We start from the raw sequence: 23563 nt of genomic DNA on the forward strand, positions 1-23563 counted from the left end.
AATTGAAAGTTCTTGACTATTTGATGATCATTGGTGATACTCGATCCAACCAAGAGGCGCAGCGCGGCACCGAGGCTGCGCGCCACACCCGAAGGGATTGCAAGCGTGAAACTCTCCAAGAAGCGGATGTTCGGCGGAGCAGCCGTACTCAGCACCGGAGCCCTCGTTCTCGCCGGCTGTGCCGGCTTCGGCGGCGGCGGGGGCACCGACTCGCAGTCGCTCACATTCACCACATGGGGGAGCGAGGCCGAAGAGATCCAGTTTGCCGCTCTCATCGACCAGTTCGAGGCCGAGAACGACGGCGTCACCATCGATCTCAACGTCGTTCCCTATGAGGGCATGTTTTCGAGTGTCGACGCGCAGCTCGCATCGGGTGACGCGCCCGACATCTTCCGTGTCGATTACGGAAACCTGGGCGTCTACTCCAGCCAGGATCAGCTGCTCGACCTCAGCCCGTACTTCACCGACGAAGAGATCGATGACTTCGTTCCGGCGATGTGGGAGGGGATCTCCTACGACGGAGCCCCGTACGGCGTGCCGCACCAGACGGATGTGTCGGCCCTTCTTGTCAACACCGCGATGGTTGAATCCGCCGGCATCGATCCCTCGACCTTCCCCACGACCCAGGACGACGCGTGGACGTGGGAGGAGTTCGCGAATGTGGCGGAGCAGCTGCGCGCCGGACTCCCCGCCGACAAGTATCCGTTCGTGTACAACTGGCAGCTCGGCGGAGCACCGCGCTGGCTGAGCTGGCTCTTCCAGACCGGCGGCACCTTCATCGGTGAGGACGGCGCATCGGCGACGATCAACTCAGCGGAGGGAGAGCGCGCGCTCGACTTCACGAGGAGCTTCTTCGAGAACGAGTGGGTTCCGCCCACCAGCTCGACCAAGGGAACGGTCTACGCCGACAACCTGTTCACTGAGCAGACAGCGGCCATGGCATTCGTCGGTTCGTTCCTGGTGCCTGACCAGGACTTCCTCAACGAATTCGAGTGGACCGCCATCCCGATGCCCCGTGACGCGCGAGGCGCGACGGATCTCGGCGGCAACGCGCTCGTCGCGACGAAGGATGCCGCGAATCCCGAGTTGGCTGCCGAGTTCCTGAAGTTCATGGTGTCCGCCGAGGCGATGTCGGCATTCTGCGCGGCCACGAATGAGCTGCCGACGCGTCTCGACCTCGCGGGCGACGCCGTGAAGTTCGATATCCGCCCCGATGTCATGCCGGTGTTCGTCGACCAGGCTGCCACGATCGAGGCGAGTGATGTCGCGCAGCTCACTTCGCCCGGAATGGCGGCGATCAACACGGCGCTGCAGGACCAGCTCGAGGCCGCGTTCCTCGGAGGCCAGTCCACCGCCGACACGCTGGCGAACCTGGAGCAGGCGATCCAGGAAGCGATCAACTGATGACTGCCGTGTCCGCCCGAGGCCGGGAGAGCGCCCCGGCGCCCGTCCGGCCCCGGGCGGCGCGCCGCGCCGCGCGCCTGAGGGAATCGCTCACCGGCTGGGGTTTCATCGGCCCGAACTTCATCCTGCTCGCGCTGTTCATGTTCTTCCCCATCCTGTGGGCGCTGCAGCTGTCGTTCCAGGAGACGCAGGGCTTCGGCGACCCGGAGTGGGTAGGGCTTGACAACTACATCCGGATGATGACCGACCCGGTCTTCTGGCAGAGCATGGGCAACACGCTCGTCTTCGTGATCGTGACCGTTCCGATCGACATGATTGCGGGACTCGGTCTCGCCGTTCTCCTGAACTCCGTCCTCCCGGCACGTGGCATCTGGCGCACGGTCATCGTGCTGCCGATGGTGATCTCGGGCGTGGCATCCGGCCTCATCGCAGTGGCGCTGTTCTACCAGAGCAACGGACTCATCAACAAGATCCTCGTCGCGATCGGCCTCGAGCCGATCTCGTGGCAGTCCGACGGCACCGCCGCGATGATCTCCGTCATGATCGCAGCAGTGTGGCTGCGGGTCGGCTTCAACATGATCATCTACCTGGCGGGGCTCCAGGGCATCTCGCCCGAGCTCTACGAGGCGGCCCGCATCGATGGCGCCAGCCGGTGGCAGCAGTTCCGTTCGGTCACCGTGCCGCTGGTCGGCCCGAGCACGTTCTTCCTGCTCATCATGAACGTCATCGCGTCTTTCCAAGTGTTCGACATCATCTTCGTCATGACCGGGGGAGGCCCGGGCAACGCGACATCGGTGCTCGTCACCTATGCCTACCGCAACGGCTTCCAGATCCGCGAGCAGGGCTACGGTGCCGCGATCGGCATCGTCATCCTCATCATCACGCTCATCTTCACGTTCATCCAGTGGAAGACGAGCCGTACCCGCGACACGGTCGAGTAGGGAACCCTGATGGCTCAGACAACTACGCTCCTCGAGATCGCCGAAGCAGACATGCTCGGCGAACGCAAGGCGAAGCGACTCCAGCGCCGCCGGCGCCGCCGGCAGGGCGACCGCAAGGGCATCGTCTGGCGCACCTTGATCGCGGTCGTTGTGTGCGTGATCGTCGTCTTCCCGCTCTACTGGATGCTGGTGATGGCCTTCTCCCCGCGAGGAGAGGTCTTCTCGGCCGAACTCCGACTGTGGCCAAGCGAGATCACACTCGACAACTTCGACCGGATCTTCCGGCGGTTCAACGTGTTCCTGTGGTTCCAGAACTCGGTCGTCATCAGCCTGTTCGTCACCACGCTGACGGTGATCGTGAATCTGCTGGCCGGATACGGATTCGCGCGGCTGAAGTTCCGCGGACGCAACGCGATCTTCCTCCTCACCCTCGCGACGATGATGATCCCGGTCCAGGCGATCATGGTCGCCCAGTTCAAGCTGGTGTCGGGGCTCGGGATCTACGGAACATACTGGGGAGTCATCCTGCCGGGTGCGGCTGCCGCGTTCGGCATCTTCCTGGCTCGCCAGTTCTTCATCAGCATCCCCGAAGAGATCCTCGAAGCGGCGAAGATCGACGGCGCGGGCCAGCTCCGGACGTTTCTGCAGGTCGTGCTGCCTCTATGCAAGCCGCTGATCGCGGTGCTCACACTGCTGACGCTGATGGGGAGTTGGAACGATTTCGCCTGGCCGCTCATCGCGTTGAAGGACAACGACCTCTTCACCCTGCCGATCGGCCTGCTCTTCCTCAAGAACCAAGCGGCACCCGACTACGAGGCCATCATGGCGCTGGCTCTCATCTCGGTCCTCCCGATGGTGATCCTGTTCCTCGCCTTCCAGCGCTACTTCGTCCAGGGCTTTGCCCGGAGTGGAATCAAATGACCCTCAGTTACCTGTGCACCCTCGATCTGCCCGACGAGTGGTTCACCGAACTCGCCGACCGTCTTCCTGACGTGCAGATCCACCGATCGGCGGGACAGGACGCGTCGTCCGAGGTGCTCGCCGAGCTCGACATGCTCCACACCAGCGAGTGGTTCCCCGAGGCATCCGCCGTACCGTCGCTGCGGTGCGTGCAGCTCGACACCTCCGGTGTCGACCACGTGCGCACGACCTCGCTCTGGGACACCCGCATCCCTATCGCCACCCTCGGCGGCATCGCGCCGGTGCCGATGGCCGAGTACGCGATGATGACGATCCTCGAGCTCTCGCACCGGATGCCGCTCATACAGCGGCTGCGCGACACGCGGTCGTGGCCGTCCAACGCCGACCGGCTCGCGCACCTCACACCGCGGCGGCTCGAAGGGGCCACGGTGGGGATCGTGGGGTACGGGCGGATCGGCCGCGAGATCTCACGTCTCGCGAACACGTTCGGGATGCGGGTTCTCGGGCTCAAGCGCAGCGTCGCGGCTACCTCCACCGACGCCAAGTTCGACACCGGTCGTCGCGCCGCCGCCGACGACCCGACCGAACTGTTCCCGATGGACCGCATTGACGATGTGCTCCGCCAGAGCGACATCCTCGTCGTCGTGGTACCGCTCACCGAACTCACCCGCGGCATGATCGGCGCCGAGCAGCTCGACGTCCTCCCCGAGGGCGCGCTGGTGGTCAACATCGCACGCGGCGGCATCGTCGACGAAGACGCCCTGCGTACGCGCCTGCGCGCCGGACGGATCGGCGGCGTCGCGCTGGACGTCTTCGACGAGGAGCCGCTCCCGGCAGACTCGCCGTGGTGGTCTGAGCCCGGCGCGCTGATCACCCCGCACGTTGCAGGGCTCGCTCCGCAATATCATGCTCAGACACTCGACCTCGTGGTCGAGAACCTGACCCGGCTCGCCGATGGGCGTCCCGTCCTGAATGAGGTGGATCGTGTCTCCGGTTACTGAACCACTGCTCGGACCCAAGCGTCAGCGTGAGCTGCTCAACTACATCCGCACATACGGTGCGGGTTCGGTGAATGAGATGGCGCGTCTGCTCGGCGTGAGCGCATCAACGGTGCGCCGCGATCTCAACGAGCTCCAGGAACGCGGTCTCATCGAACGCGTCCACGGCGGCGCGGCGCAGGTGAGCGACGACGTGGAACCGCTTCGCCCCCTCCGCGAGGTCTCGTACGCGGAGGAGAAGCGCCGTATCGGCGCGGCGGCCGCGCGACACGTCGGCGACAACTCGACGGTGCTCATCACCGGCGGAACCACCACCGAGGCGATGCTTCCGCACCTCGGAGCCGTCCGCGGATTGACGGTCCTCACCAACAGTCTTCCGGTCGTCAACCGCCTCTCGCAGTATCCCGACCTCGGGATCGTCGTGCTCGGTGGGCTCCTGCGCCGCGAAGAGATGTCGCTGCTCGGACATCTGACAATCGCGGGGCTCGACGAGTTCGGCATCGACCAGGTCTTCACCGGCGCCTTCGGCATCGACCCCGACACCGGGCTCACCGGTACGAACCTCAGCGAGACGCAGACCGATCGCTCCCTGAGTTCATCGGCGCGTGAGCTGATCGTGCTCGCCGACCACGGCAAGCTCGGACAGCGCGGACCGGCGCGGCTCGCGCCGACGAGCGCCATCACCACTCTCATCACCGATGACGCCGCCGACGAGGACCTCGTCGCACGCTTCCGCACCGCGGGGGTGAACGTCGAGACATGCTGACCTCCGCAGCCCGTCTTCTGGAGCCGGGCGCGGGCACGAGCGTGCCCGCGATTGCCGCTTTCAATGTCATCACGCTCGAGTATGCCGAGGGGATCGTCCTCGGCGCCGAGCGCGCAGGACTCCCCGTCCTGCTGTCCGTCAGCCACAACGCGGTGCGCTTCCACGGTGCGCTGGCGCCGATCGCGAAGGGATGCCTCGCGCTCGCCGAGGCTTCGTCGGCGCCCGTCGGACTCCACCTGGATCATTGCGAGGACGCCACGCTCGTAGAAGAAGCCGCGATGCTCGGGTTCGGTTCGGCGATGTTCGACGCATCCACTCTGCCGTACGCTGAAAACCTCGCGCGGACCGCCGCTGTCGCAGCGCGCGGACACGAACTCGGAATCTGGGTGGAGGCGGAGCTCGGCGAGATCGGCGGGAAGGACGGTGCACACGCGCCGGGGGTGCGCACCGACCCGGCCGAGGCGGCCGGCTTCGTCGACGCGACCGGCGTCGACGGGCTCGCTGTCGCGGTGGGCACCTCTCACGCGATGACCGAGCGCACCGCCCACCCCGACACCGCCCTGATCGCCCGGATCGCGGCCGAGGTGCCGGTGCCCCTCGTGCTGCACGGTTCCTCGGGCGTGCCGGATGAGGACATAGCCGCGGCCGTCGCCGCCGGCATCCGCAAAGTGAACGTCGGCACCCAGGTGTCGGCGGCGTACACGCGCGCCCTCGTCACCGGGCTCGGCCCCGGCCCGGACCCCCGCAAGGCCCTCGCCGCGGCGCGCTACGCGATCGCCGACGACGTCGAGCGCTTGCTGCGCGTCATCTCGACGCACTCTTCCCTCTCTGCGACCTCCGTCGTTTCCTGACGCCCCCGAAAGGAGCATCATGTCCGCCACCGTGAGCGGTCCGACCTCGCACGCCGATGAGCCCAGCGCCGCCGAACTCCTCGCCGCCGACGACATCGTCGGGCTCATGCGGGCCTGTCACGACCGCCGTCTCGAACGCGAAGGCATCCCGATGGTGCTTGGCTTCGTCGACGAACGCCGTGAGATCCCCGTGAACTCCGACGCAGCCCAGCTCGCCGAGGGCACGGCGTTCGCCGACGTCTTCGACCGCTACTCCGCGGCGCTCGTCCCGTGGGCGCGTGACGACGACGAGGGCGCCGTCATCACAGCGATGCAGGTGCTCGCCTACACCCACTTCGCGCCCGAAGCCCGTCCGATCACGGATGCCGCGGCATCCGTCGCCGAAGGAGTCTGACATGACCCGCCCCTCTTTCGCCGCGCAGCGGGAGCAGCTGCGCCGAGGCCATTTCATCCGTGTCGTGAACTACCACTCGACGCCCAATGGCGCCCGGGACGAGCTCGCGAAGGAGCTCGCCGGATTCGCGCGCGACTACGCACCCGTCACACTCGAGGACCTCGACCAGCTGTTCGAGACCGGCACGTGGCACAAGGAAAAGCCGGGCCTCATCCCCGTCTTCTACGAGGGGTACCGCAACTCGGCGACGGTGGCGGCGCCGCTGTGCGACGAGCTGGGGATCACCGGCTGGTTCCCGATCGCCACGTCGTTCGTCGACTGCGATCCCGAATACCAGGAAGCGTTCGCTCGTGCGCACTGGATCTCGCTCGTCGAGGAGGACACCCGCGGCGGGCGCATCGCGATGAACTGGGACGAGGTACACGACCTGTCCAAGCGGCACGTCGTCTACCCGCACACGGCCCACCACGAGGGTTTCGACTCGGCGGTGTCGGATGCCGACATCCAGCGCGAAGTGGTCGACTCCAAGCGCGCGCTCGAGGCGGTCACCGGTCAGGAGGCACCGGCGTTCGTGTGGCTGCACGGCTCCTCGTACGGACAGAGCCCGCGTCATGACGCGGCGGTGAAGGACGCCGGATACCGCTACCAGTTCGCCAACACGATGATCCACCGCGTGAACTGACCCTCACGCTCCACCCTCTCGCTCGTCCGCAAGGCCCTTGTTCGTTTGAGCGAGCGCAGCGAGTCGAAACGTCGTGGGGGTGGGGCGTTCGTCTCGTGGCTTTGCTCCTCGCTCAACGACCGTGGTCGCTCAGCGGTCGTGCCGGGTCAGCGCGGTACCCCGAGGTGGCGGATGGCACCGTCACGGTCGCGCCACGTGAGTTCGGTCGTGCCGCCGGCGCGCGTCGATGTCGCCGCACGCGCGGTCCCGGGCGTGATCTCATCGGCGGCGATTCCGGCTGCGACGATTTCAGCCGTCGCGTCTACGTCGAGCGCCGGTCCGCCCGCGGTGAGCACCCACGCGCGGGACGGATAACCGCGCGGCGGCGAGACGAGATGCCTCTTCGCGCCCTCGGTAGCGGCGACCGTTACAAGTAGCGTGCCGCGGTCGTGCGCGGCGGCGAAACGGGTGACGCCGGTGGCGGCATCTGTCACCCGTCGCTGGAATCCGGGTCCGGGCGACCAGAACCAGCTCTCAAGCACGCCGTCAGACGTCAGCGCGAGCACTTCGAGGTGGTCAGGGCCGACGGACGATTGCAGGATCTGTGCGTCGACGTAGCGACGTCCGGCCGCGAAGCGCAACCCTGCGCTCCAGTTCCCGGGTGGAACGTCGGGTGTCGCGAGGGGGTCGGTGTCGAGGTCGGCATTGAACCAGAACACCCAGAGCCCGTCCGCTGAGTCGCACGCGACGAGTTCGAGGTTTCCGCGCGCGCCGTAGACGCCCTGAGCCAGGCTGACGGCGCCGGAGGTCGCGGTCGCAGGACCGACGATGATTGCTGATCGTGAAAGCATGTGCTTATTCTTGCTCATATCTGCGCGGTTGTGACAAGATGTTGCGCAGAGCTCGATCGAAGGAGAGACATGAGAATCGCCCGCACCATCCTGAACGGCACGGCGCGCACGGTCGTGAAGGACGAGGCATCCGTTCGCCTGGCTCCCACCGACCACCTCGACGACGCGATCGCCGTGATTGCCTCGGTGCGCGCGGGACACTCCGCCGCGTGGGAGGCCGTGGACGAGGCAACCCTCGAGCTGACCTCGCCGGTGCGCACCGCAGGAAAGATGATCGCCGTGGGGCTCAACTACGCCGACCACACCAGCGAGACCGGGATCGCCCAGCCCGAGCGCCCCCTCACCTTCGCGAAGTACACCAGCTCGCTCACCGGCCCGACCGACGACATCGTCGTCCCCGGACACTTGACGGAGCAGGTCGACTACGAGGCCGAGCTCACACTGCTCATCGGCCGCCGCTGCGGTGGCGCCACCCCGGCGACCCTCGACGACGTCGCGGCCTACACCGTCGCCAACGACGTCTCGGCGCGCGACGTGCAGTTCGGCGACGTGCAGTGGACCCGCGGCAAGTCCTTCGACACGTTCACTCCGCTCGGTCCGTGGCTCGTGACCGCTGACGAGTTCGGCGAGCCCGGCGGTCACCGGCTGTACACCGAGGTCAACGGCGAGACCCTGCAGAGCGACGACACGGCCGAGATGATCTTCGACGTGCCGGCGCTCCTCGCCTTCATCAGCGACGGTGTCACCCTCGAGCCGGGCGATCTCATCCTCACCGGCACGCCGGCCGGGGCCGGCGCGTTCCGCAATCCCGCCCGGTTCCTCAAGGACGGTGACCTCGTCGTCTGTGGCGTCGAGGGCATCGGCGAGCTGCGTAACCGCGTGGTCGTCCGCTGAGCGCTGTCCACGCACGATAATCCATCGCAAAGGAGCACCATGGAAACCGACACCCGGGTCCTTGTCCTCATCGGGGCAGGATCTGCCGTCTTCACCCGCGGTCTTCTCGCCGACCTCATCGGCGCGGACGACCTTGGCGGCTGGGAGATCCGCCTGGTCGATGTCAACGAAGAGGCGCTGAACGTCGCCGCCGACCTCGCCGAGGCGATGGTGGAGGCGCGCGGCGCGGGCGGCAAGATCCGCGTCCTACGCTCGACCGACCGCCGCGCGGTGCTTTCGGGCGCCGACTTCATCGTCACGTGCGTCGGCGTCGGCGGACGCCCTGCCTGGCAGCTCGACCACGAGATCGTGCAGAAGCACGGGATCCACCAGCCGGTCGGCGATTCGATCATGCCGGGCGGCATTTCACGCCTCCTGCGCACGACGCCCGTGCTCGTCGAGATCGCCCGCGACATCGCCGACCTCGCACCCGATGCGTTCTTCTTTAACTACTCCAACCCGATGACAGCCAACGTGCAGGCGATCCATCAGGAGACCGGCCTCGACGTCGTGGGCCTCTGCCACGGGATGCACCACATCCAGCGCGAGCTTGCGCAGCTGATCGATGCGCCGTTCGAGCGCACTTCGACGCTGTACGCGGGGATCAACCACCTGACATTCATTTACGACTTCCGCCTCGACGGCAAGGACGCCTGGCCGGCGATCCGCGAGCGCGTGCAGCGTGAGCTGGCTGAAGCACCTGACCCCGCCGACATCGGCAACATCTTCTACGAGAAGCCGACGGCGTGGCACAACCCGTTCGCGTGGGAGTTGTTCGAGCGGTACGGCGCGTTTGCCGCGGCGGGCGATCGCCACGTCGTGGAGTTCTTTCCGGAGCGGTTCTCGCAGGGCGACTACTACGGCAAGAAGCTCGGGATCGACGCGTTCTCGCTGCCGGAGATCCTGGAGTGGGGCGAGAACCGGTATCAGGGGATGCTTCGCCAGGCGACCGGCCAGGAGCCGCTGGACCAGTCCATCTTCGAGCGCAGTGGCGGTGAGCAGGAGCAGCTGATCGCCATCATCCGCTCGATCACCTTCGACTCGCGCGAGATGTTCAGCTGCAACGTGGTCAACAGGGGACTCGTGCCCGGTCTGCCCGATTGGTCAGCGGTGGAGATCCCCGGCGTCGCCACAGCCCGCGGCATCCGCCCCATCGAGGTGCCCGACCTGGGCAAGCCGCTCACCGCGATCCTCGCCCGCCGTCTGACCTCCGTCGACCTCGCCGTCGACGCTGCACTGACGGGCGACCGAGACCTCGCGATTGAGGCGATGATCGCCGACGGCGCCGTCTTCGACGCCGCCAAGGCGGCCGCGCTCACCGACGATCTGCTCGCCGCACAGGCGCAGTACCTGCCGAGGTTCTCATGAGTGCCGAGAACCTCGGATCGACCGGATTCGACGAGCGCCCCGTGCCATTCTCGACCGCAGGCGACCGCCCGTGGGGAGAAGGGCTCCGTTCGCAGGTGTGGTTCGGGGACCCGGGGAAGACCGGCTTCATGCATCGGTCCTGGCTGCGCAGCGAGGGTCTGCCCGACGACACGTTCGAGGGCCGCCCGGTCATCGGCATCGCGAACTCGTGGTCCGAGCTCACGAGCTGCAACATCCACCTCCGCGCACTCGCCGAGCACGTCAAGCGCGGCGTCTGGCAGGCAGGTGGCGTACCGTTCGAGTTCCCGACGACGTCGGCGGGCGAGCCCTTGGTGCGTCCGACGGCGATGCTGCTGCGCAACCTCATGGCAATGGACCTCGAAGAGACCTTGCGTATGAACCCGCTCGACGGCGTCGTGCTGCTGGCCGGTTGCGACAAGACGACTCCGGCGTACCTGATGGGCGCGGCATCCGTAGATCTGCCAACCCTGCTAATCACCGGCGGCCCGATGCTCAACGGCAAGTACCGCGGCACCGACATCGGCTCGGGCACGAGTGTGTGGCGCTTCACCGAGGCGTACCGCGCCGGACAGATCACCGCCGACGACGTGCGCGAGGCCGAGGGGTGCATGGCCCGCAGTCAGGGGCACTGCATGACGATGGGTACGGCATCGACGATGGCGTGCGTGTCGGAGTACATGGGAATGCAGCTGCCCGGTACCGCCGCGCTCGGCGCGAACGACTCGCGCCGCGCGACCGCGGCTCACCTGGCCGGCCGGCGCATCGTCGAGATGGTCGCCGAGGATCTGCGTCCCTCGAAGATCCTCACCCGCGCGGCCTTCGAGAACGGCGTGCGCGCCAACGCCGCGCTCGGCGGGTCGACGAACGCCGTCATCCACCTACTCGCCCTGGCCCGTCGCGTCGGCGTAGAGCTCACCCTCGACGACTTCGACGAGCTCGTGCGCGACATCCCCGTCCTCGCCGACCTCATGCCGTCAGGCCGCTTCCTCATGGAGGAGTTCCAGGATGCCGGCGGCACCGCCGGTCTCGCTGCGACGCTGGGCGAGCTGCTCCACCGCGACACCCCCACCGTCACGGGGCGGACCCTCGGGGAGAACTACGACGGCGCCGAGGTGTGGGATCGCGAGGTCATCCGACCGCTGGAGAACCCCGTGAAGCCTGTGGGCTGGGGCATCGCCGTGCTGCGCGGCAACCTCGCGCCGCGGGGTGCGGTCATCAAGCAGTCCGCCGCGAAGCCGGAGCTGATGACCCACACCGGACGTGCTCTCGTGTGGGACTCGCTGCAGCAGTACCTCGCCGAGGCCGACGATCCCGATCTCGACGTCGACGCCTCCGACATCCTCATCGTCCGCAACGTCGGGCCGAAGGGATACCCCGGCATGCCCGAGGTCGGCAACATGCCATTGCCGCGCAAGATCCTCGAAGCCGGCATCCTCGACATGGTGCGGATCTCAGATGCGCGCATGAGCGGAACCTCATACGGGACGATCGTGCTGCACGTCGCACCCGAAGCCGCCGCCGGAGGGCCGCTCGCGCTCGTACGCACCGGCGACCGGGTGACTCTCGACGTGCCGAACCGGTCGCTGTCGATGGATGTCTCGGACGACGAGCTCGAGCGGCGTCGCGCGCAGTGGTCGGCCCCCGTCGTAGCGGGTGCGGAGCGCGGCTGGATCAAGCTCTACACCGAGCACGTGGTACAGGCTGACGAGGGGTGCGATCTCGACTTCCTGCAGGGTCGCAGCGGCGCGGCGGTCGGGCCGCAGGCGTTCTGACATGAGGGCTGTCCTCGTGATCGGCGCGACCGGCATTCTTGCTCCGGCGGCCTCACGCCTGTCCGAGCGAGGGATACACGTGGTCGGGATCTCCAGAAAGGGTCGGGAGGGGACTGTAGCCGTCGACGCTCACGATTCGGACGCCCTCACCGAAGCGCTCGCGGACGCGACGTGGGATGCCGCGATGGTCTACGAACCCGCGGTGTCGCAGAAATCGCTCGCGTACATCCACGGTGCGACGCCCGGTCGGTGCGTGGTCGTTCGCACGAGCGCTGCCGCCGATCCCGCTCGCGGCACGCTTGTCATCCCACGAGACACGTTGCAGCTCGGCTGGACCGCAGATACGCCGCACCGCTGGCACACCCCCTCAGAGGTGTCGGCGGCTGCGCTCGACGTGCTCGCCGATGGGCAGCCACGCACGCTCGGCACCGTACGCCCCTGGCAGGACCGGCCGTGATCGTCGCGCTCGCGATCTCGCCGAGTCTCGATGTCACCTACGAGGTCGAGCAGCTACGACACGGCGAGATCACCCGGCCGATACGGGTCACCCGTGTCGCGGGAGGCAAGGCGCTCAACGCCGCACGCGTGGCCCGCGCGTTCGGGGCGGAGGTGCGGGCGATAGCCGCGCTCGGGGGACACGCCGGCGCCGCTGTCGCAGAGCTCCTCGCGGCGGACGACGTGCCGACCAGAGTGGTGTCGCTGGCCGCCGAGACCCGGACCTGCATGGCGATCGTGGAAGGTGACGGTGCGACGTCAAGTACCGACATCTACGAGCCGGCCGCTCCACTGACTGCGCACGAATGGTCGCAGCTGACCGACGAGGCTACCGCGGCCGTAGGGGATCGGAGGCCGTGGGTCGCGGTTTCCGGATCGCTTCCGGAGAGCGTGCCGACCGAGGCTGCCGTTGACCTGATCATGTCATTGCAGCGGGCTGGCGCGCGCGTCGCGCTCGACAGTTCCGGACGGGGCTTGCGAACGCTGGGACCGGTCGTCGAACTCGTCAAGGTCAATCGTGCGGAAGCCGAGGAGTTCGTCGGAGGAGCGCCGCGGGATGCCGAGGAGTCGGCGCGCGCTCTCAACGCCGCGTGGGGATGTGACGTCGTCGTCACTGACGGGGTGCGAGGAGGGTTCGGCATCCTCGACACGAGAGAGATCGCGGTGCCCGCGCCGCGCAGGCTGGGCCGCTTCCCCGCAGGGAGTGGCGATGCCTTCTTCGGAGCGTTGCTCGCCGGTCTCGACCGCGGAGCGGACGCCGAGATCGCACTTACACAGGCGCGCGACGCCGCTGAGCGCAACGCCGCCGTGCCCGGACAGGGTGTGCTCGCCGATCCGCTCTGACGGATCGCGGGCCCGACCGGCGCGCGGGTCGGCGAGAACGTGGATGACTTCAAGCGCCGATACGTCGACACATGTGGATGCGGACCACCACCGCGCGCGCGGATCGCCACTGTAGCCGCACGTCCGGCACGCGTTACGCCGCGCGGCAACGTCCCGGCGTGGCTCGTCCGCACGAGCGGACATGTCGAACTGTTCGATCTGGCTAGCCGGATCCGCTCCGTCGGTGCAGGCGATGTCGATCATCATGAGCGTGATGCTCCTCCGCCCCGGACGCACCCGGAAGCATCACGCCGACTCAGAACCATAAATCACACGACAGACCCGCAGGTGCGGCTGATTGGAGCGAAATGTACGACACGGTCGTAGTCGGGGCGGGAATCGCCGGGATCACTGCCGCCCGGCTCTTGCAGCAGCAGGGACGGCGGGTGGTCGTCCTCGAAGCTCGCGATCGCATCGGGGGGCGGTTGTGGACCGACCGGACGGCCGGCTTCTCGGTCGACCGCGGGGCCTCGTGGATCCATGGCATTGACGGCAACCCGCTAGCCGACATTGTGGCCGGACTGGGAATGCGGACCGCGGAGTTCACGGTCGGAGCCTTTCAGGCCGGTGGTCGTCCCATCGCCAACTATGACGAGCAGAGGCGTCGTCTGGACGACGACTCCACCCGTCGGTGGGTGGCAGATGTCGATGTCGCCGACGAACAGCTTCGACGGTCCACCGCGGACTCCGCCGAGGGCGCCACCTACGCGCAGGTAGCCGGAGACGCACTGGCCCGTTTGCCATGGGATGCAGCCCGTGCATCGCGCGTCGCCGCCTTCTATCGGCATCGCATAGAGGAGCAGTGCGGTGCCGACATCGGCGATGCCGCCGCCCGCGCATTGGACGAAGACGTCATCGACGGCGATGAGGTGATCTTCCCCGACGGGTACGACGCCCTGGCGCAGACCCTTGCACGAGGGCTCGACATCCGTATTGAGCATGTTGTGACAACTATCGATTGGTCGACGACTGGCGTTAGCGTCCGGACTGCCCACGAGCAATTCGACGCGGGCTCGGTCATCGTGACGGTGCCACTGGGCGTGCTCAAGGCTCGTGCGATCGAGTTCGATCCGGAACTGCCCGCCGTCGTTTCGGGGCCGATCGATCGCGTCGGGATGGGTGTGTTCAACAAGGTGTTCCTGCAGTTCCCCGAGAAGTTCTGGCCCGAGGGTGTCTACGCGATCCGCCAACTCGGCGAACCGAGCTTCCCATGGCACTCCTGGTACGACGTTTCGGCTGTCAGCGGCGAACCGATGCTGCTGACCTTTGCCGGCGGTCAGTGGGCCCGCAGGATCGAGAAGATGGCGGACGCCGAAATCGTGGACTCGGTGCTCGAGGGCCTCAGGTCAATCTACGGACCGGGCGTCCCGTCACCAGCCGCGCACTGGATCACGCGGTGGTCCGCCGAAGAGTTCACTCGCGGCTCCTACTCCTACATCGCTGCGCCCGCGACACACGAGGACCATGACGCCATGGCCACTCCCGTGGCAGGCGTCGTGCACTTGGCGGGCGAGGCGACGTGGAGCGAAGCACCGGCAACCGTGCACGGGGCGCTGTTTTCGGGCCATCGAGCTGCAGAGCGCGTGCTCGGCAGATCTCTGGATATTGCCAACCTTCTCTCGGAGCGCTAGGCCCATGGCGCTAGACATATTCGGACGCACAGCCGTCCGGGGACCTGTTGCGTCGATCGATTCCATGATCGTGCGCGTGCACCAGCATGGCGCATCCCCTCCTCGGGTCACAGGGGGCTCTGTCGAACTACATCCGGGGTGGCCATGCTGTCATCGCCGGTCGTTCATCGGCATCGCTGCGCCACAGACCCAGGGACGGTTCCAGGCTGGCAGCGGGGGCGCCTTCCGGGCAGGTCTGCTCGCAGGGTCGACAGGGGCGACGGTGCCGAAGGCGGCGCTCGAGCTCGCCGGCGCCGTGGCGGAACGGAACGCCGCCGGGCCGGGATCCGGCATCCTGGCAGACGAGCTCTCCGCCGGGGCCGGGCGCTGAAGGCAGCGAACGACGTCGTCGGTGTGCGTTCGCCGGCGCGGCTGGGGGAGAATGGCATGTTGCGGTCCCGTGCTGTCCGCAGCCCACGTGAGGAACACCGAGAGGAATGACGTGACGACGACAGGAATAGACGCCACGACGGAGGTTCCCGCTCGGATCTCGAGGTCCTGGCTGCTGGTCTCGGGGCGACGCGTCGAGGCATTCGACGAGGCGCGCGGCAGCCGCGCAGACCAGATCATCCTCGACATCGAGGACGCCGTCGACCCGACGCAGAAGGACGCCGCGCGGACGGACGTCGCCGACTGGCTCGGCGGCGGCGGCAGTGCCTGGGTGCGGATCAACGATCGGAGCACCGAGTTCTGGGAGCGCGATGTCGCAGGCCTTCGCGCCGTCGCGGGACTGCGGGGCGTAGTCCTCGCCAAGACAGAGTCCGCGCAGGACGTCACCGAGACGTTCGATCGTCTGGGCGGAGACGTGCCCGTCGTTGCGCTCATCGAGTCTGCGCTGGGCATCGAGGAGGCCGTTGCGATCGCTCGGGCGCGCGGTGCGTTCCGCCTCGCTTTCGGCAGCGGCGACTACCGCCGCGACACCGGGACAAGCGCGGACGACCTCGCCATGGCCTATCCGCGCTCGCGGCTCGTCGTGGCCAGTCGGGTGGGCGGGCTGCCGGGCCCGATCGACGGTCCGACCGTCGGCTCCAGCCACCCGATCCTGCGAGAGCAGTCCGAGGTCGCGGTCGCTCTTGGCCTGACCGGTCGGCTCTGCCTTGAGCCGTCACAGCTCGCTGTTGTGAACGAGGTCATGAGCCCGACGGCATCCGACATCATCTGGGCGAGGGAGTTCCTCGCCGACTTCGAATCCCGCGGGCGAGTCGTGCGCGATGGAAGCGACCTCCCTCGCCTGGGTCGGGCGCAGAAGATCGAAGCCCTCGCCTCGGCCTTCGGGACTGGCCAGAGGTAGCGCGTACCGCTTCCCAGGACGACGGCCGGTGTCCTGGGGTCCTGGGGGCGGCTTCGATGCGAGGGGCGTTCCATGAGTGAACCGTGAGCAAGATCGTCGCGAATCTCGGTCAATCGGTTACATCGACGCAGGTCGGGCCGGTTCAGTCGTGAGTTCCTCGAGCCCTTCCCTGTCGGGCACCTCACGGGCTACCTTGTGACCAGGATCGCGGAGGGATCCGCCTGAGGGGGATCTGAATCCCGGGCGGGTGTGAACAGATGCGTGAACAACTGATGAGATTCCCCGCAGTCGACGGCAACGTTCGAGAACTCGAGTTCCGCGTGATTGCAGGGGAGTGCAGGTCTTGAGAACGAGGCGACTCGGGGTGATGCGCGGCGATCAGGGTTCAAATCCCACCGTCACCGCCATTTATCGAAGCCCCGGGATCGTTGAAAAATCAACGATCCCGGGGCTTCTTCTTTGCCCTGGTGAGCCAAACGTGAACAGAAACGTGAACAAACGCGTTCACGGATTGGGTGTGATGTCTCAGCACATGGGTGACAGTTCTGCATCAGGACATCGGTGACAGTTTGACCTGCCCCACGGATTTGGTGCCAGTGTCGGTGGCTAACTCGCGGCGGGGATGTCGTTGATTTCGAGTGTCTCGTATTCGATCGGTGTGCGGTAGCCGAGGGCGGAGTGTCGCCGCTGGCGGTTGTGGAAGATCTCGATGTACTCGAAGATCGCGTTGGCGAGCTCGACTCTGGTTTTCCACTTCTTCCGGTTCAGGAGCTCGATCTGCATCGAGGACCAGAAGCTTTCCATCATCGCGTTGTCCAGCCCGTCACCGACGGATCCGAAAGAGGGCAGCAGCCCGGCCGAGCGGATCTTCTCTCCGAAGAGCCACGAAGTGAATTGCGTTCCGTGGTCCGCGTGAACGATCCGCCCCGGACCGGGTGGGATCGTTCACGCGGACCACGGAACGCAAGGCGAATTCAACTGGTCGTCGCAACACCGCCTGTTTGCAGCAAGTGTAGGTGCTCGTCGAGTGCCTCAGCCGGGGTGCGCCAGCCGAGTCGCTTTCGCGGGCGCGTGTTGAGTGCGTGGGCGACGGCGGCGAGGTCGTCGGGAGCCCAACGTGAGAGAGATCGGTGCCCTTCGGAAAGTACTGCCGGAGGAGCCCGTTGGTGTTCTCGTTCGTGCCGCGCTGCCAGGGGCTGTGAGGGTCGGCGAAGTAGACCGTCAGGCCGGTGTCGATCGGGGATCCGATTCCGCGCATAGACGCGTGCTCGCCGTGCTCGCGTTCCTTCAGTACTGATAGCGGCACCCAGCACCCGACGACCGCCTGGCGGAGGTCGAATGTGCGACCCCGCGTCCACCGATCGATGGATGCCGCGGCCCGGCCGCGTCGGAAGACTGAGAGCACGCTACCCGCCACATCGAACAGGTGCTCTCATGTCCACTCAGCTCATTCCGATCCAGCGCCCCGGGCTCGTCCCGGTGCTGATCTCGTTGATTCCCACGTCGGCGTTCCTCGTCGTCGACAGCTGGCTGGGACTGGTGCCGGCGATGCTCGTCGCGAGTGTGCTCGCCGCAGGCTTCGTGCTCGTGCGGCGGCGCACCGGGCGCCGAATCGGGGTGCTGCTGCCATTGACCCTCGCCTATGTCGTCGTCAAAGCTGTCGCCGGCATCCTGACCGAATCGCACGTGGTGTACTTCGGCGCGGGCATCGTCCTCAGCGCCCTGATCGCACTCGCCGTCGGCGTCTCCGCCTTCACCCGTCGTCCCGTCGCGTCCTACCTGCTTCCGCTCGTGACGCCGTATCGCCACCTCACCAACGACCACCCGGTGTACCGGCGGGTCGCCGCCCACGTCACGCTCGTGTGGGCGGTCGTCGAGCTCGGCATCGCCGTATGGGAGGGCTGGCACCTCATCGATTCCTCGGCCTCCGAGTTCGTGCTCTGGCGCACGTTCGGCCCCTGGCTGGCGATGGGCGTGCTGATCTTCTGCCTCATCTTCTACGTGCGCTACCGCCTCGACCGCTACGAGTGGGCACTCGCGCGTGAGGCGCGGCGAACGGCGGTGTGAACCACCCCTACCGGTGGGCCGCACGCCTTTCAGGGCGCGCGGCCCGCGGCATCCCGGCGACGGCGAGCAGCGGAGAGGAAAGGCCGATGGTGACGAGGCCGGCCGCGACGATGCCGATCGCACCGACGAGCGCGATGCCGGTGCCGGCGATCGCGCCGTACTCGCTGAGCAGCGGCATCCCCGTGGCGATCGCCTCGCCGATCGGAAGTCCGTAGGCGAGCACGACGCTCTCCAGCCCGTCGGGGGTGGTCGCGGCGACGGCGGCGAGCGCGGTCGCGAAGACGACGGCGCTCGAACCGAGGGCGATTCCGGCGCGCAGCGGGGCGGAAGCTCCCGCGGGCCGCGCATCCCACGCGGTGGCCCCGGGTGCGGCGACCATCACGAGCGAGAGCACGGCGAGGGTGATGAGCGCCTCGCCCACGCCGATGAGCAGGTGCAGGCGGGTCATCGTGAGCGCCATCGATCCGAGATCCACGGAGCCCGCTCCGCCCAGCGCGTACAGCGCGACGAGGACGAGAGCCCCCGCCGGCACCGAGGCGAGGGCGGCGACGGCTGCCGTCGACCGCGGGAACCGTGCGGCTCCGATCGCATCGGCGAGGCGCTTGACCCCGACGGCGATGGCGATCGGGACGACCCCCATCACGAGGATGTTCGTGCCGAGCGCGGTGATCCCGCCGTCGCCGAACACCGCCGACTGGAGGGCGAGCACAGCGGCGATCGCCAGGAGGGCGAGCCGGGGGCCGATGAGCGCCGCCGCGAGCACTCCGCCCATCAGATGGCCGCTGGCTCCTTCGAGCACCGGGAAGGTGAACATCTGGGCGCCGAAGACGACGGCGGCCGCGGCACCCGCGAGCCCGACGCGCTGCGCCGAGAATCGTGGGCGCCCGACCGTGACGACTGCCGCGAGTGCACCGGCGGCGAGGATGCCGGTGGCGAGGGAGGTCTCCGGGGTGAGGAAGTGATCTGCGACGTGCATGGCGTTCCTTTCAAGGGAGTGTGGCGAGCGAGGCGAGAGTCGGAACCGCGGACGGGCGGTGGCGTTCGTGATCGGACGCGGTGTGCGGCATCCCGCCCGGGAGCGCGTCGGCGGCGAGGGTGCGGGGCAGGAACCCGGCGAGCGGGCTGTCGTGAACCGTGGCGCCGAGGTGGCGGAGCATCGTTCCGCCGCGTTCGAGATCGAGACGCACCGCGCCGGGCGGCTCGCCTCCTTCCGGAAGCGGGCGGCCCAGCATCAGGACGGTGTCCATCACCCGGGCCCCGCCGAGCACGCCCGGAACAGGCGTGGCGCCGCGGGCCTCGAGGGCGTCGCGGAGCACCGGCCCGCCGGCATCCACCGCGGCGGTGTCGGAACGCAGCCGACCGCCGGCCTCTCCGGTGCGCCCGAGCACGAGGGTCTCGCGGAGCATCGCCGAGGCACCCGAGCCGAGGGTGATCCGCAGCGAGCGGATGAGGTCGCCGGCGTCGGTGATCACCGTGGGGAGCGCATCCCACGTGAGATCGGCGCCGGACGCGAGATCGATGTGCGCGTGCCACTGCGATGCCTCGCCGACCTCGCCCGGTCTGCCGTAGGCGATCAGTCCGCCGATGTCGACGAGGCGCAGCGTGCACCCCGGGCCGACGCTGATCCGCAGACGTGCCTCATCACCGGGGAGGAGCATCGCGCGCCCGGCGACGAGGGCGACCTCGGCGGTGCGCCCTCGTCGCCGCACCAGGCGCGGGATGACGAGGTCACCCGAGAGTGCGCACGACACGTCCTCGCCGCGCGGTGCGATCTCGACGACGGTCATCGCTACCGGTGCGCGGATCCGACGGGGGCGTGCTCGTCGTGCGAGTGCTCGTGCTCGTGGTCGTGGTCGTGCGAGTGCAGGTAGCCGTTGCCCTCCTCGTCCGCGTGGAAGTGCGGTGCCATCGGCCCCGGATCCTGCGGAACGTGCGAACCCGCCCGATGCGCGGCGATCATCGAGAGCACCCACGTGCGCAGCGCGGCGACCGACGGGGCGTCCGTGCGCGAGAGGGCGAGCACCGGCCGGCCCTCGCGGGCATCGGTGGCATCGGCGACCATGCGGACGACGTCGACGCCCACGTAGGGGGCGAGATCCGTCTTGTTCACCACGAGCAGGTCGGCGCGGGCGATTCCCGGACCGCCCTTGCGTGCGACGTCGCCGCCGCCGGCGACGTCGAGCACGAAGATCTGGGCGTCGACGAGGGCGGGGGAGAACGTGGCGGTCAGGTTGTCGCCCCCTGATTCGATGACCACCAGGTCGAGGGGCGCGAACGCGCGCTCGAGGTCTTCGGCGGCGAGGAGGTTGGCCGTGACGTCATCGCGGATCGCCGTGTGGGGGCAGGCGCCGGTCTCGACCGCCACGATCCGCTCCGGCTCGAGCACGCCCGCCGAGCGGAGGAAACGCGCGTCCTCGTCGGTGTAGATGTCGTTCGTGATGACGCCGATGCGGATCTCGTCGGCGAGGGCGCGGCAGATCGTGGCGATGAGCGACGACTTGCCGACGCCGACGGGGCCGGCGACGCCGAGACGCAGGGCGCGGGGGGTGGGGGATTCAGGCACGGAAGAGCCTCCTGGTGGATCGGGCGTGGGCCTGTGCCCACGCTTCTGATTCCGGCGCGGAGCACGCCGGGATGTCGGATGGGTCGGTGATCGCGGCGACCGCGGCCAGTGCCGGCTCCGCGTCGGCGCACAGCCGGGCGACGAGCGATACGAGTTCGAGCGGATCCCTCGGCTCGAGCTTGAGCACCGCGGCGGCCGCCGCCTGCATCTCCTCGTAGACGACGAGCCGGGCGAGCTCGATCGGCGTCACCCCGAGCCCGGCTGCGATCACCCCGAGCACGCACGGTCGCGGCGGCGGCGTCGCCCGGCCGCGCCACGCCGCGATCACCGGATCGGCCGGAAGGAGCTGCCCGCCGACGCGGAGGTATCCGCGAGCGAGAAGGCGTGAGGCATCGCGCTGCGCCCCGCTCGGCGTGCGCGCCGCCCACTCCGCCTCGACGGTGTCGAGCGCTTCGCCGTGGATGCGGGCGTGGCGGGCCGCCACCGCGGTGCCGGCCTCGACCAGCGTGGTGGTCGAGGCGCGACCGCAGAGGAAGGCGGGCAGCGCGGTCGGCGCGGTTCCGGCCATGAGCGCGGGCTCGACCCCGGCCGAGTGCGCGTGGCCTCCCGAGGGCAGGCGCGCGTCGGCGAGCAGCATGGCGGCGGTGGACGGGGCGAGCACGGTCATCAGAAGAGCTGATAGAGCTGGGCCAGGGGAAGCGTGGCGGCCGGTGCCGGCTCGACCAGGTCGCCGTCGATCCGGATGTCGAACGTGTCGGCGGCGATGTCGATGCGCGGCAGCGCGTCGTTGTTGCGCATGTCGGCCTTGCCGACCTCGCGGGTGGACCGCAGCGGCAGGAGGCGCCGCGTGAGGCCGAGTCGCTCCTCGATCCCGGCATCCAGCGCCGCCGGCGCCACGAACGACACCGACAGCGCCGCGCCGATCGCATCGGCGAATGCCGGACGCATGAGAACCGGCTGCGGAGTCGGGATCGACGCGTTCGGGTCGCCGAGGGCTCCCCACACGAGGCCGCCGCCCTTCATCACGACGCTCGGGCGGAACCCGAAGAAGCGCGGATCCCACAGCACGAGGTCGGCGAGCTTTCCGGCCTCGACCGAACCCACCTCGCCGTCGATGCCGTGGGCGATCGCGGGGTTGACGGTGTACTTGGCGACGTACCGGCGCGCGCGCTCGTTGTCGGCGGGGAGTCCGCCCCCGAGCGGTCCGCGGCGGTGCTTCATGACGTGGGCCACCTGCCACGTGCGCGTGACGACCTCGCCGATGCGGCCCATGGCCTGCGCGTCCGACGACGTGATCGAGATCGCCCCCATGTCGTGCAGGATGTCCTCGGCCGCGATCGTGGTGCCCCGGATGCGGGACTCGGCGAACGCGAGATCCTCGGGCACGCCGGGGTTGAGATGGTGGCAGACCATCAGCATGTCGAGGTGCTCGGCGACCGTGTTGACGGTGTGCGGCAGCGTCGGGTTCGTGGATCCCGGGATCACGTAGGGCAGGCTCGCGATGGAGAGGATGTCCGGCGCATGCCCGCCGCCGGCACCTTCGACGTGGAAGGCATGGATGCTGCGCCCGGCCATCGCCGCGATGCTGGATTCGACGAACCCGGCCTCGTTGAGCGAGTCGCTGTGCAGCGCGACCTGCAGACCCCACTCCTCGGCGGCGCGCAGACTCGCATCGATCGCGGCGGGGGTCGACCCCCAGTCCTCGTGCACCTTGTAGCCGGCGGCGCCGGCCAGAGCCTGCTCTTCGAAGGCTGCGGCCGAGACTGTGTTGCCCTTGCCGAGCAGCAGCACGTTGAGCGGGAAGCGGTCGAGCGAGCGATGCATCTGCTCGAGGTGCCAGCCGCCGGGCGTCACGGTCGTGGCCTTCGACCCCTCGGAGGGGCCGGTGCCACCGCCGACGACGGTGGTGATCCCCGCCGCCAGAGCCTCGTGCAGCTGCGAGGGGGAGAGCAGATGCACGTGGGAGTCGATCGCCCCCGCCGTGAGGATCTTGCCCTCGCCCGAGATCACGTCCGTCGACGGGCCGATGACCAGGCGAGGGTCCACCCCGTCGGCGATGTCGGGGTTGCCCGCCCGCCCGATGCCGGCGATGCGCCCGTCGCGGATGCCGACATCGGCCCGGACGATGCCCCACCAGTCCAGGATGATCGCGTTCGTGATCACCGTGTCGAGCGCCCCCTCGGCCCGCGAGAGGGTGCTCTGGGCCATCGACTCCCGAATCGACTTGCCGCCGCCGAAGACCGCCTCCTCGCCGCCGATCGTCAGGTCGTCCTCGAGCTCGATCCACAGGTCGGTGTCTGCCAGGCGCACCTGGTCGCCGGTGGTGGGTCCGTAGATCGCGGCGTACCGCTCGCGGTCGATGCGCACCATCAGTCCCCCTCCTCGGCCGGGCGGATCTGGATGCCCGCCACACGGCGCCGGCCGCGCAGGGCGACGGCCGTGACGCGCTTGGAAACCCCCGGCTCGAAGCGCTCCGAGGTGCCGGAGGGGATGTCGAGCCGGAAGCCCTCCGTCGCCTCCCGGTCGAACGCGAGCGCGGCGTTCACGTCGGGGAGGTGGATGTGGGATCCGATCTGCACGGGGCGATCGCCGGTGTTGAGGATGACGAACTCCCGGCGTTCGTCGCCGGCGCGGTCGGCGTTCAGCTCGATCCAGCCGGGACGCACCCGGATCGCGCCCGGACCGCGTGATGCTCCTGATGCCACGGCGACTCC

General features: G+C 68.4%; 23 protein-coding genes and 2 pseudogenes. 16 read left to right on the forward strand and 9 right to left on the reverse strand.

Annotation, left to right across the window (positions count from 1 at the left end):
• Nucleotides 1–105 precede the first annotated feature (105 nt).
• The 8 genes from HQM25_RS01855 to HQM25_RS01890 are packed head-to-tail and all read left to right on the forward strand — an operon-like array spanning nt 106 to nt 6957.
• Nucleotides 106–1404 carry an ABC transporter substrate-binding protein gene (locus tag HQM25_RS01855; RefSeq protein ID WP_172988646.1) on the forward strand — a complete coding sequence of 433 codons (1299 nt, stop codon included), beginning with the start codon at nt 106–108 and terminating at the stop codon, nt 1402–1404.
• Nucleotides 1404–2345, forward strand: coding sequence for a carbohydrate ABC transporter permease (locus tag HQM25_RS01860; protein WP_172988647.1), 942 nt, complete (start codon nt 1404–1406; stop codon nt 2343–2345). The genes HQM25_RS01855 and HQM25_RS01860 overlap by 1 nt, the downstream gene beginning before the upstream one ends.
• 9 nt (nt 2346–2354) lie before the next feature.
• Nucleotides 2355–3266 carry a carbohydrate ABC transporter permease gene (locus HQM25_RS01865; RefSeq protein ID WP_254359494.1) on the forward strand — a complete coding sequence of 304 codons (912 nt, stop codon included), beginning with the start codon at nt 2355–2357 and terminating at the stop codon, nt 3264–3266.
• On the forward strand, nt 3263–4267 hold the full coding sequence (locus tag HQM25_RS01870; protein ID WP_172988648.1) for a D-2-hydroxyacid dehydrogenase: 1005 nt from the start codon (nt 3263–3265) through the stop codon (nt 4265–4267). Before HQM25_RS01865 ends, HQM25_RS01870 begins: the two co-directional genes overlap by 4 nt.
• Nucleotides 4251–5030 carry a DeoR/GlpR family DNA-binding transcription regulator gene (locus HQM25_RS01875; RefSeq protein ID WP_172988649.1) on the forward strand — a complete coding sequence of 260 codons (780 nt, stop codon included), beginning with the start codon at nt 4251–4253 and terminating at the stop codon, nt 5028–5030. Before HQM25_RS01870 ends, HQM25_RS01875 begins: the two co-directional genes overlap by 17 nt.
• Nucleotides 5024–5881: a class II fructose-bisphosphate aldolase gene (locus tag HQM25_RS01880; protein WP_172988650.1), complete on the forward strand. Its 858-nt coding sequence runs from the start codon at nt 5024–5026 to the stop codon at nt 5879–5881. The genes HQM25_RS01875 and HQM25_RS01880 overlap by 7 nt, the downstream gene beginning before the upstream one ends.
• A gap of 19 nt (nt 5882–5900) precedes the next feature.
• On the forward strand, nt 5901–6275 hold the full coding sequence (locus HQM25_RS01885) for a hypothetical protein (protein ID WP_172988651.1): 375 nt from the start codon (nt 5901–5903) through the stop codon (nt 6273–6275).
• A 1-nt stretch (nt 6276) separates the two neighbouring features.
• Nucleotides 6277–6957, forward strand: a complete 681-nt coding sequence (locus HQM25_RS01890; RefSeq protein WP_172988652.1) for a polysaccharide deacetylase family protein — start codon at nt 6277–6279, stop codon at nt 6955–6957.
• A gap of 146 nt (nt 6958–7103) precedes the next feature.
• Here HQM25_RS01890 and HQM25_RS01895 read toward each other — a convergent pair whose 3' ends face one another.
• Nucleotides 7104–7787 (reverse strand): hypothetical protein, encoded by a 684-nt coding sequence (locus tag HQM25_RS01895; protein WP_172988653.1) that lies wholly within the window; start codon nt 7785–7787, stop codon nt 7104–7106.
• 69 nt (nt 7788–7856) lie between these two features.
• Here HQM25_RS01895 and HQM25_RS01900 point away from each other — a divergent pair, with 69 nt between their 5' ends.
• The 7 genes from HQM25_RS01900 (at nt 7857) to HQM25_RS01930 (ending at nt 16219) form a co-directional block, all read left to right on the forward strand.
• Nucleotides 7857–8681 carry a fumarylacetoacetate hydrolase family protein gene (locus HQM25_RS01900; RefSeq protein ID WP_172988654.1) on the forward strand — a complete coding sequence of 275 codons (825 nt, stop codon included), beginning with the start codon at nt 7857–7859 and terminating at the stop codon, nt 8679–8681.
• Between the two features lie 39 nt (nt 8682–8720).
• A complete protein-coding gene (locus HQM25_RS01905) occupies nt 8721–10088 on the forward strand; it encodes a hypothetical protein (protein WP_172988655.1) in 1368 nt (455 codons plus the stop codon).
• Nucleotides 10085–11881: an IlvD/Edd family dehydratase gene (locus tag HQM25_RS01910; RefSeq protein WP_172988656.1), complete on the forward strand. Its 1797-nt coding sequence runs from the start codon at nt 10085–10087 to the stop codon at nt 11879–11881. The genes HQM25_RS01905 and HQM25_RS01910 overlap by 4 nt, the downstream gene beginning before the upstream one ends.
• Nucleotide 11882: 1 nt before the next feature.
• A complete protein-coding gene (locus tag HQM25_RS01915) occupies nt 11883–12338 on the forward strand; it encodes a hypothetical protein (RefSeq protein WP_172988657.1) in 456 nt (151 codons plus the stop codon).
• Nucleotides 12335–13219, forward strand: a complete 885-nt coding sequence (locus HQM25_RS01920) for a 1-phosphofructokinase family hexose kinase (protein ID WP_172988658.1) — start codon at nt 12335–12337, stop codon at nt 13217–13219. Before HQM25_RS01915 ends, HQM25_RS01920 begins: the two co-directional genes overlap by 4 nt.
• Nucleotides 13220–13566: 347 nt before the next feature.
• Complete coding sequence (locus HQM25_RS01925; protein WP_172988659.1) at nt 13567–14889, forward strand: flavin monoamine oxidase family protein; 1323 nt, start codon at nt 13567–13569, stop codon at nt 14887–14889.
• Between the two features lie 481 nt (nt 14890–15370).
• Nucleotides 15371–16219, forward strand: a complete 849-nt coding sequence (locus HQM25_RS01930) for an HpcH/HpaI aldolase/citrate lyase family protein (protein WP_254359496.1) — start codon at nt 15371–15373, stop codon at nt 16217–16219.
• A gap of 606 nt (nt 16220–16825) precedes the next feature.
• Here the strand turns inward: HQM25_RS01930 and HQM25_RS01935 are convergent.
• A pseudogene (locus tag HQM25_RS01935) lies at nt 16826–17155 on the reverse strand (transposase); the annotation flags it as partial.
• Between the two features lie 38 nt (nt 17156–17193).
• Nucleotides 17194–17456, reverse strand: a pseudogene (locus HQM25_RS01940) (IS30 family transposase); the annotation flags it as partial.
• Between the two features lie 197 nt (nt 17457–17653).
• Between HQM25_RS01940 and HQM25_RS01945 the strand changes: the two are divergent.
• Nucleotides 17654–18286, forward strand: a complete 633-nt coding sequence (locus tag HQM25_RS01945; RefSeq protein WP_172988661.1) for a hypothetical protein — start codon at nt 17654–17656, stop codon at nt 18284–18286.
• A 7-nt stretch (nt 18287–18293) separates the two neighbouring features.
• On the opposite strand, the gene HQM25_RS01950 is transcribed toward HQM25_RS01945, so the two are convergent.
• Genes HQM25_RS01950 through ureB form a run of 6 tightly spaced genes read right to left on the reverse strand, consistent with a single transcriptional unit; the run spans nt 18294 to nt 23554 of the window.
• Entirely contained in the window at nt 18294–19262 is a 969-nt protein-coding gene (locus HQM25_RS01950; protein ID WP_172988662.1) for an energy-coupling factor ABC transporter permease, read from the reverse strand.
• A 10-nt stretch (nt 19263–19272) separates the two neighbouring features.
• Nucleotides 19273–20073 (reverse strand): urease accessory protein UreD, encoded by an 801-nt coding sequence (locus HQM25_RS01955; protein WP_172988663.1) that lies wholly within the window; start codon nt 20071–20073, stop codon nt 19273–19275.
• A 2-nt stretch (nt 20074–20075) separates the two neighbouring features.
• On the reverse strand, nt 20076–20849 hold the full coding sequence (gene ureG / locus HQM25_RS01960; protein ID WP_172988664.1) for an urease accessory protein UreG: 774 nt from the start codon (nt 20847–20849) through the stop codon (nt 20076–20078).
• A complete protein-coding gene (locus HQM25_RS01965; protein WP_172988665.1) occupies nt 20842–21516 on the reverse strand; it encodes an urease accessory protein UreF in 675 nt (224 codons plus the stop codon). The genes ureG and HQM25_RS01965 overlap by 8 nt, the downstream gene beginning before the upstream one ends.
• A complete protein-coding gene (locus HQM25_RS01970; RefSeq protein ID WP_172988666.1) occupies nt 21516–23219 on the reverse strand; it encodes an urease subunit alpha in 1704 nt (567 codons plus the stop codon). The genes HQM25_RS01965 and HQM25_RS01970 overlap by 1 nt, the downstream gene beginning before the upstream one ends.
• Nucleotides 23219–23554: an urease subunit beta gene (gene ureB / locus HQM25_RS01975; RefSeq protein WP_172988667.1), complete on the reverse strand. Its 336-nt coding sequence runs from the start codon at nt 23552–23554 to the stop codon at nt 23219–23221. The genes HQM25_RS01970 and ureB overlap by 1 nt, the downstream gene beginning before the upstream one ends.
• Nucleotides 23555–23563: the final 9 nt, after the last annotated feature.

This window comes from Microbacterium hominis (assembly GCF_013282805.1).
Taxonomy (GTDB): domain Bacteria; phylum Actinomycetota; class Actinomycetes; order Actinomycetales; family Microbacteriaceae; genus Microbacterium; species Microbacterium hominis_B.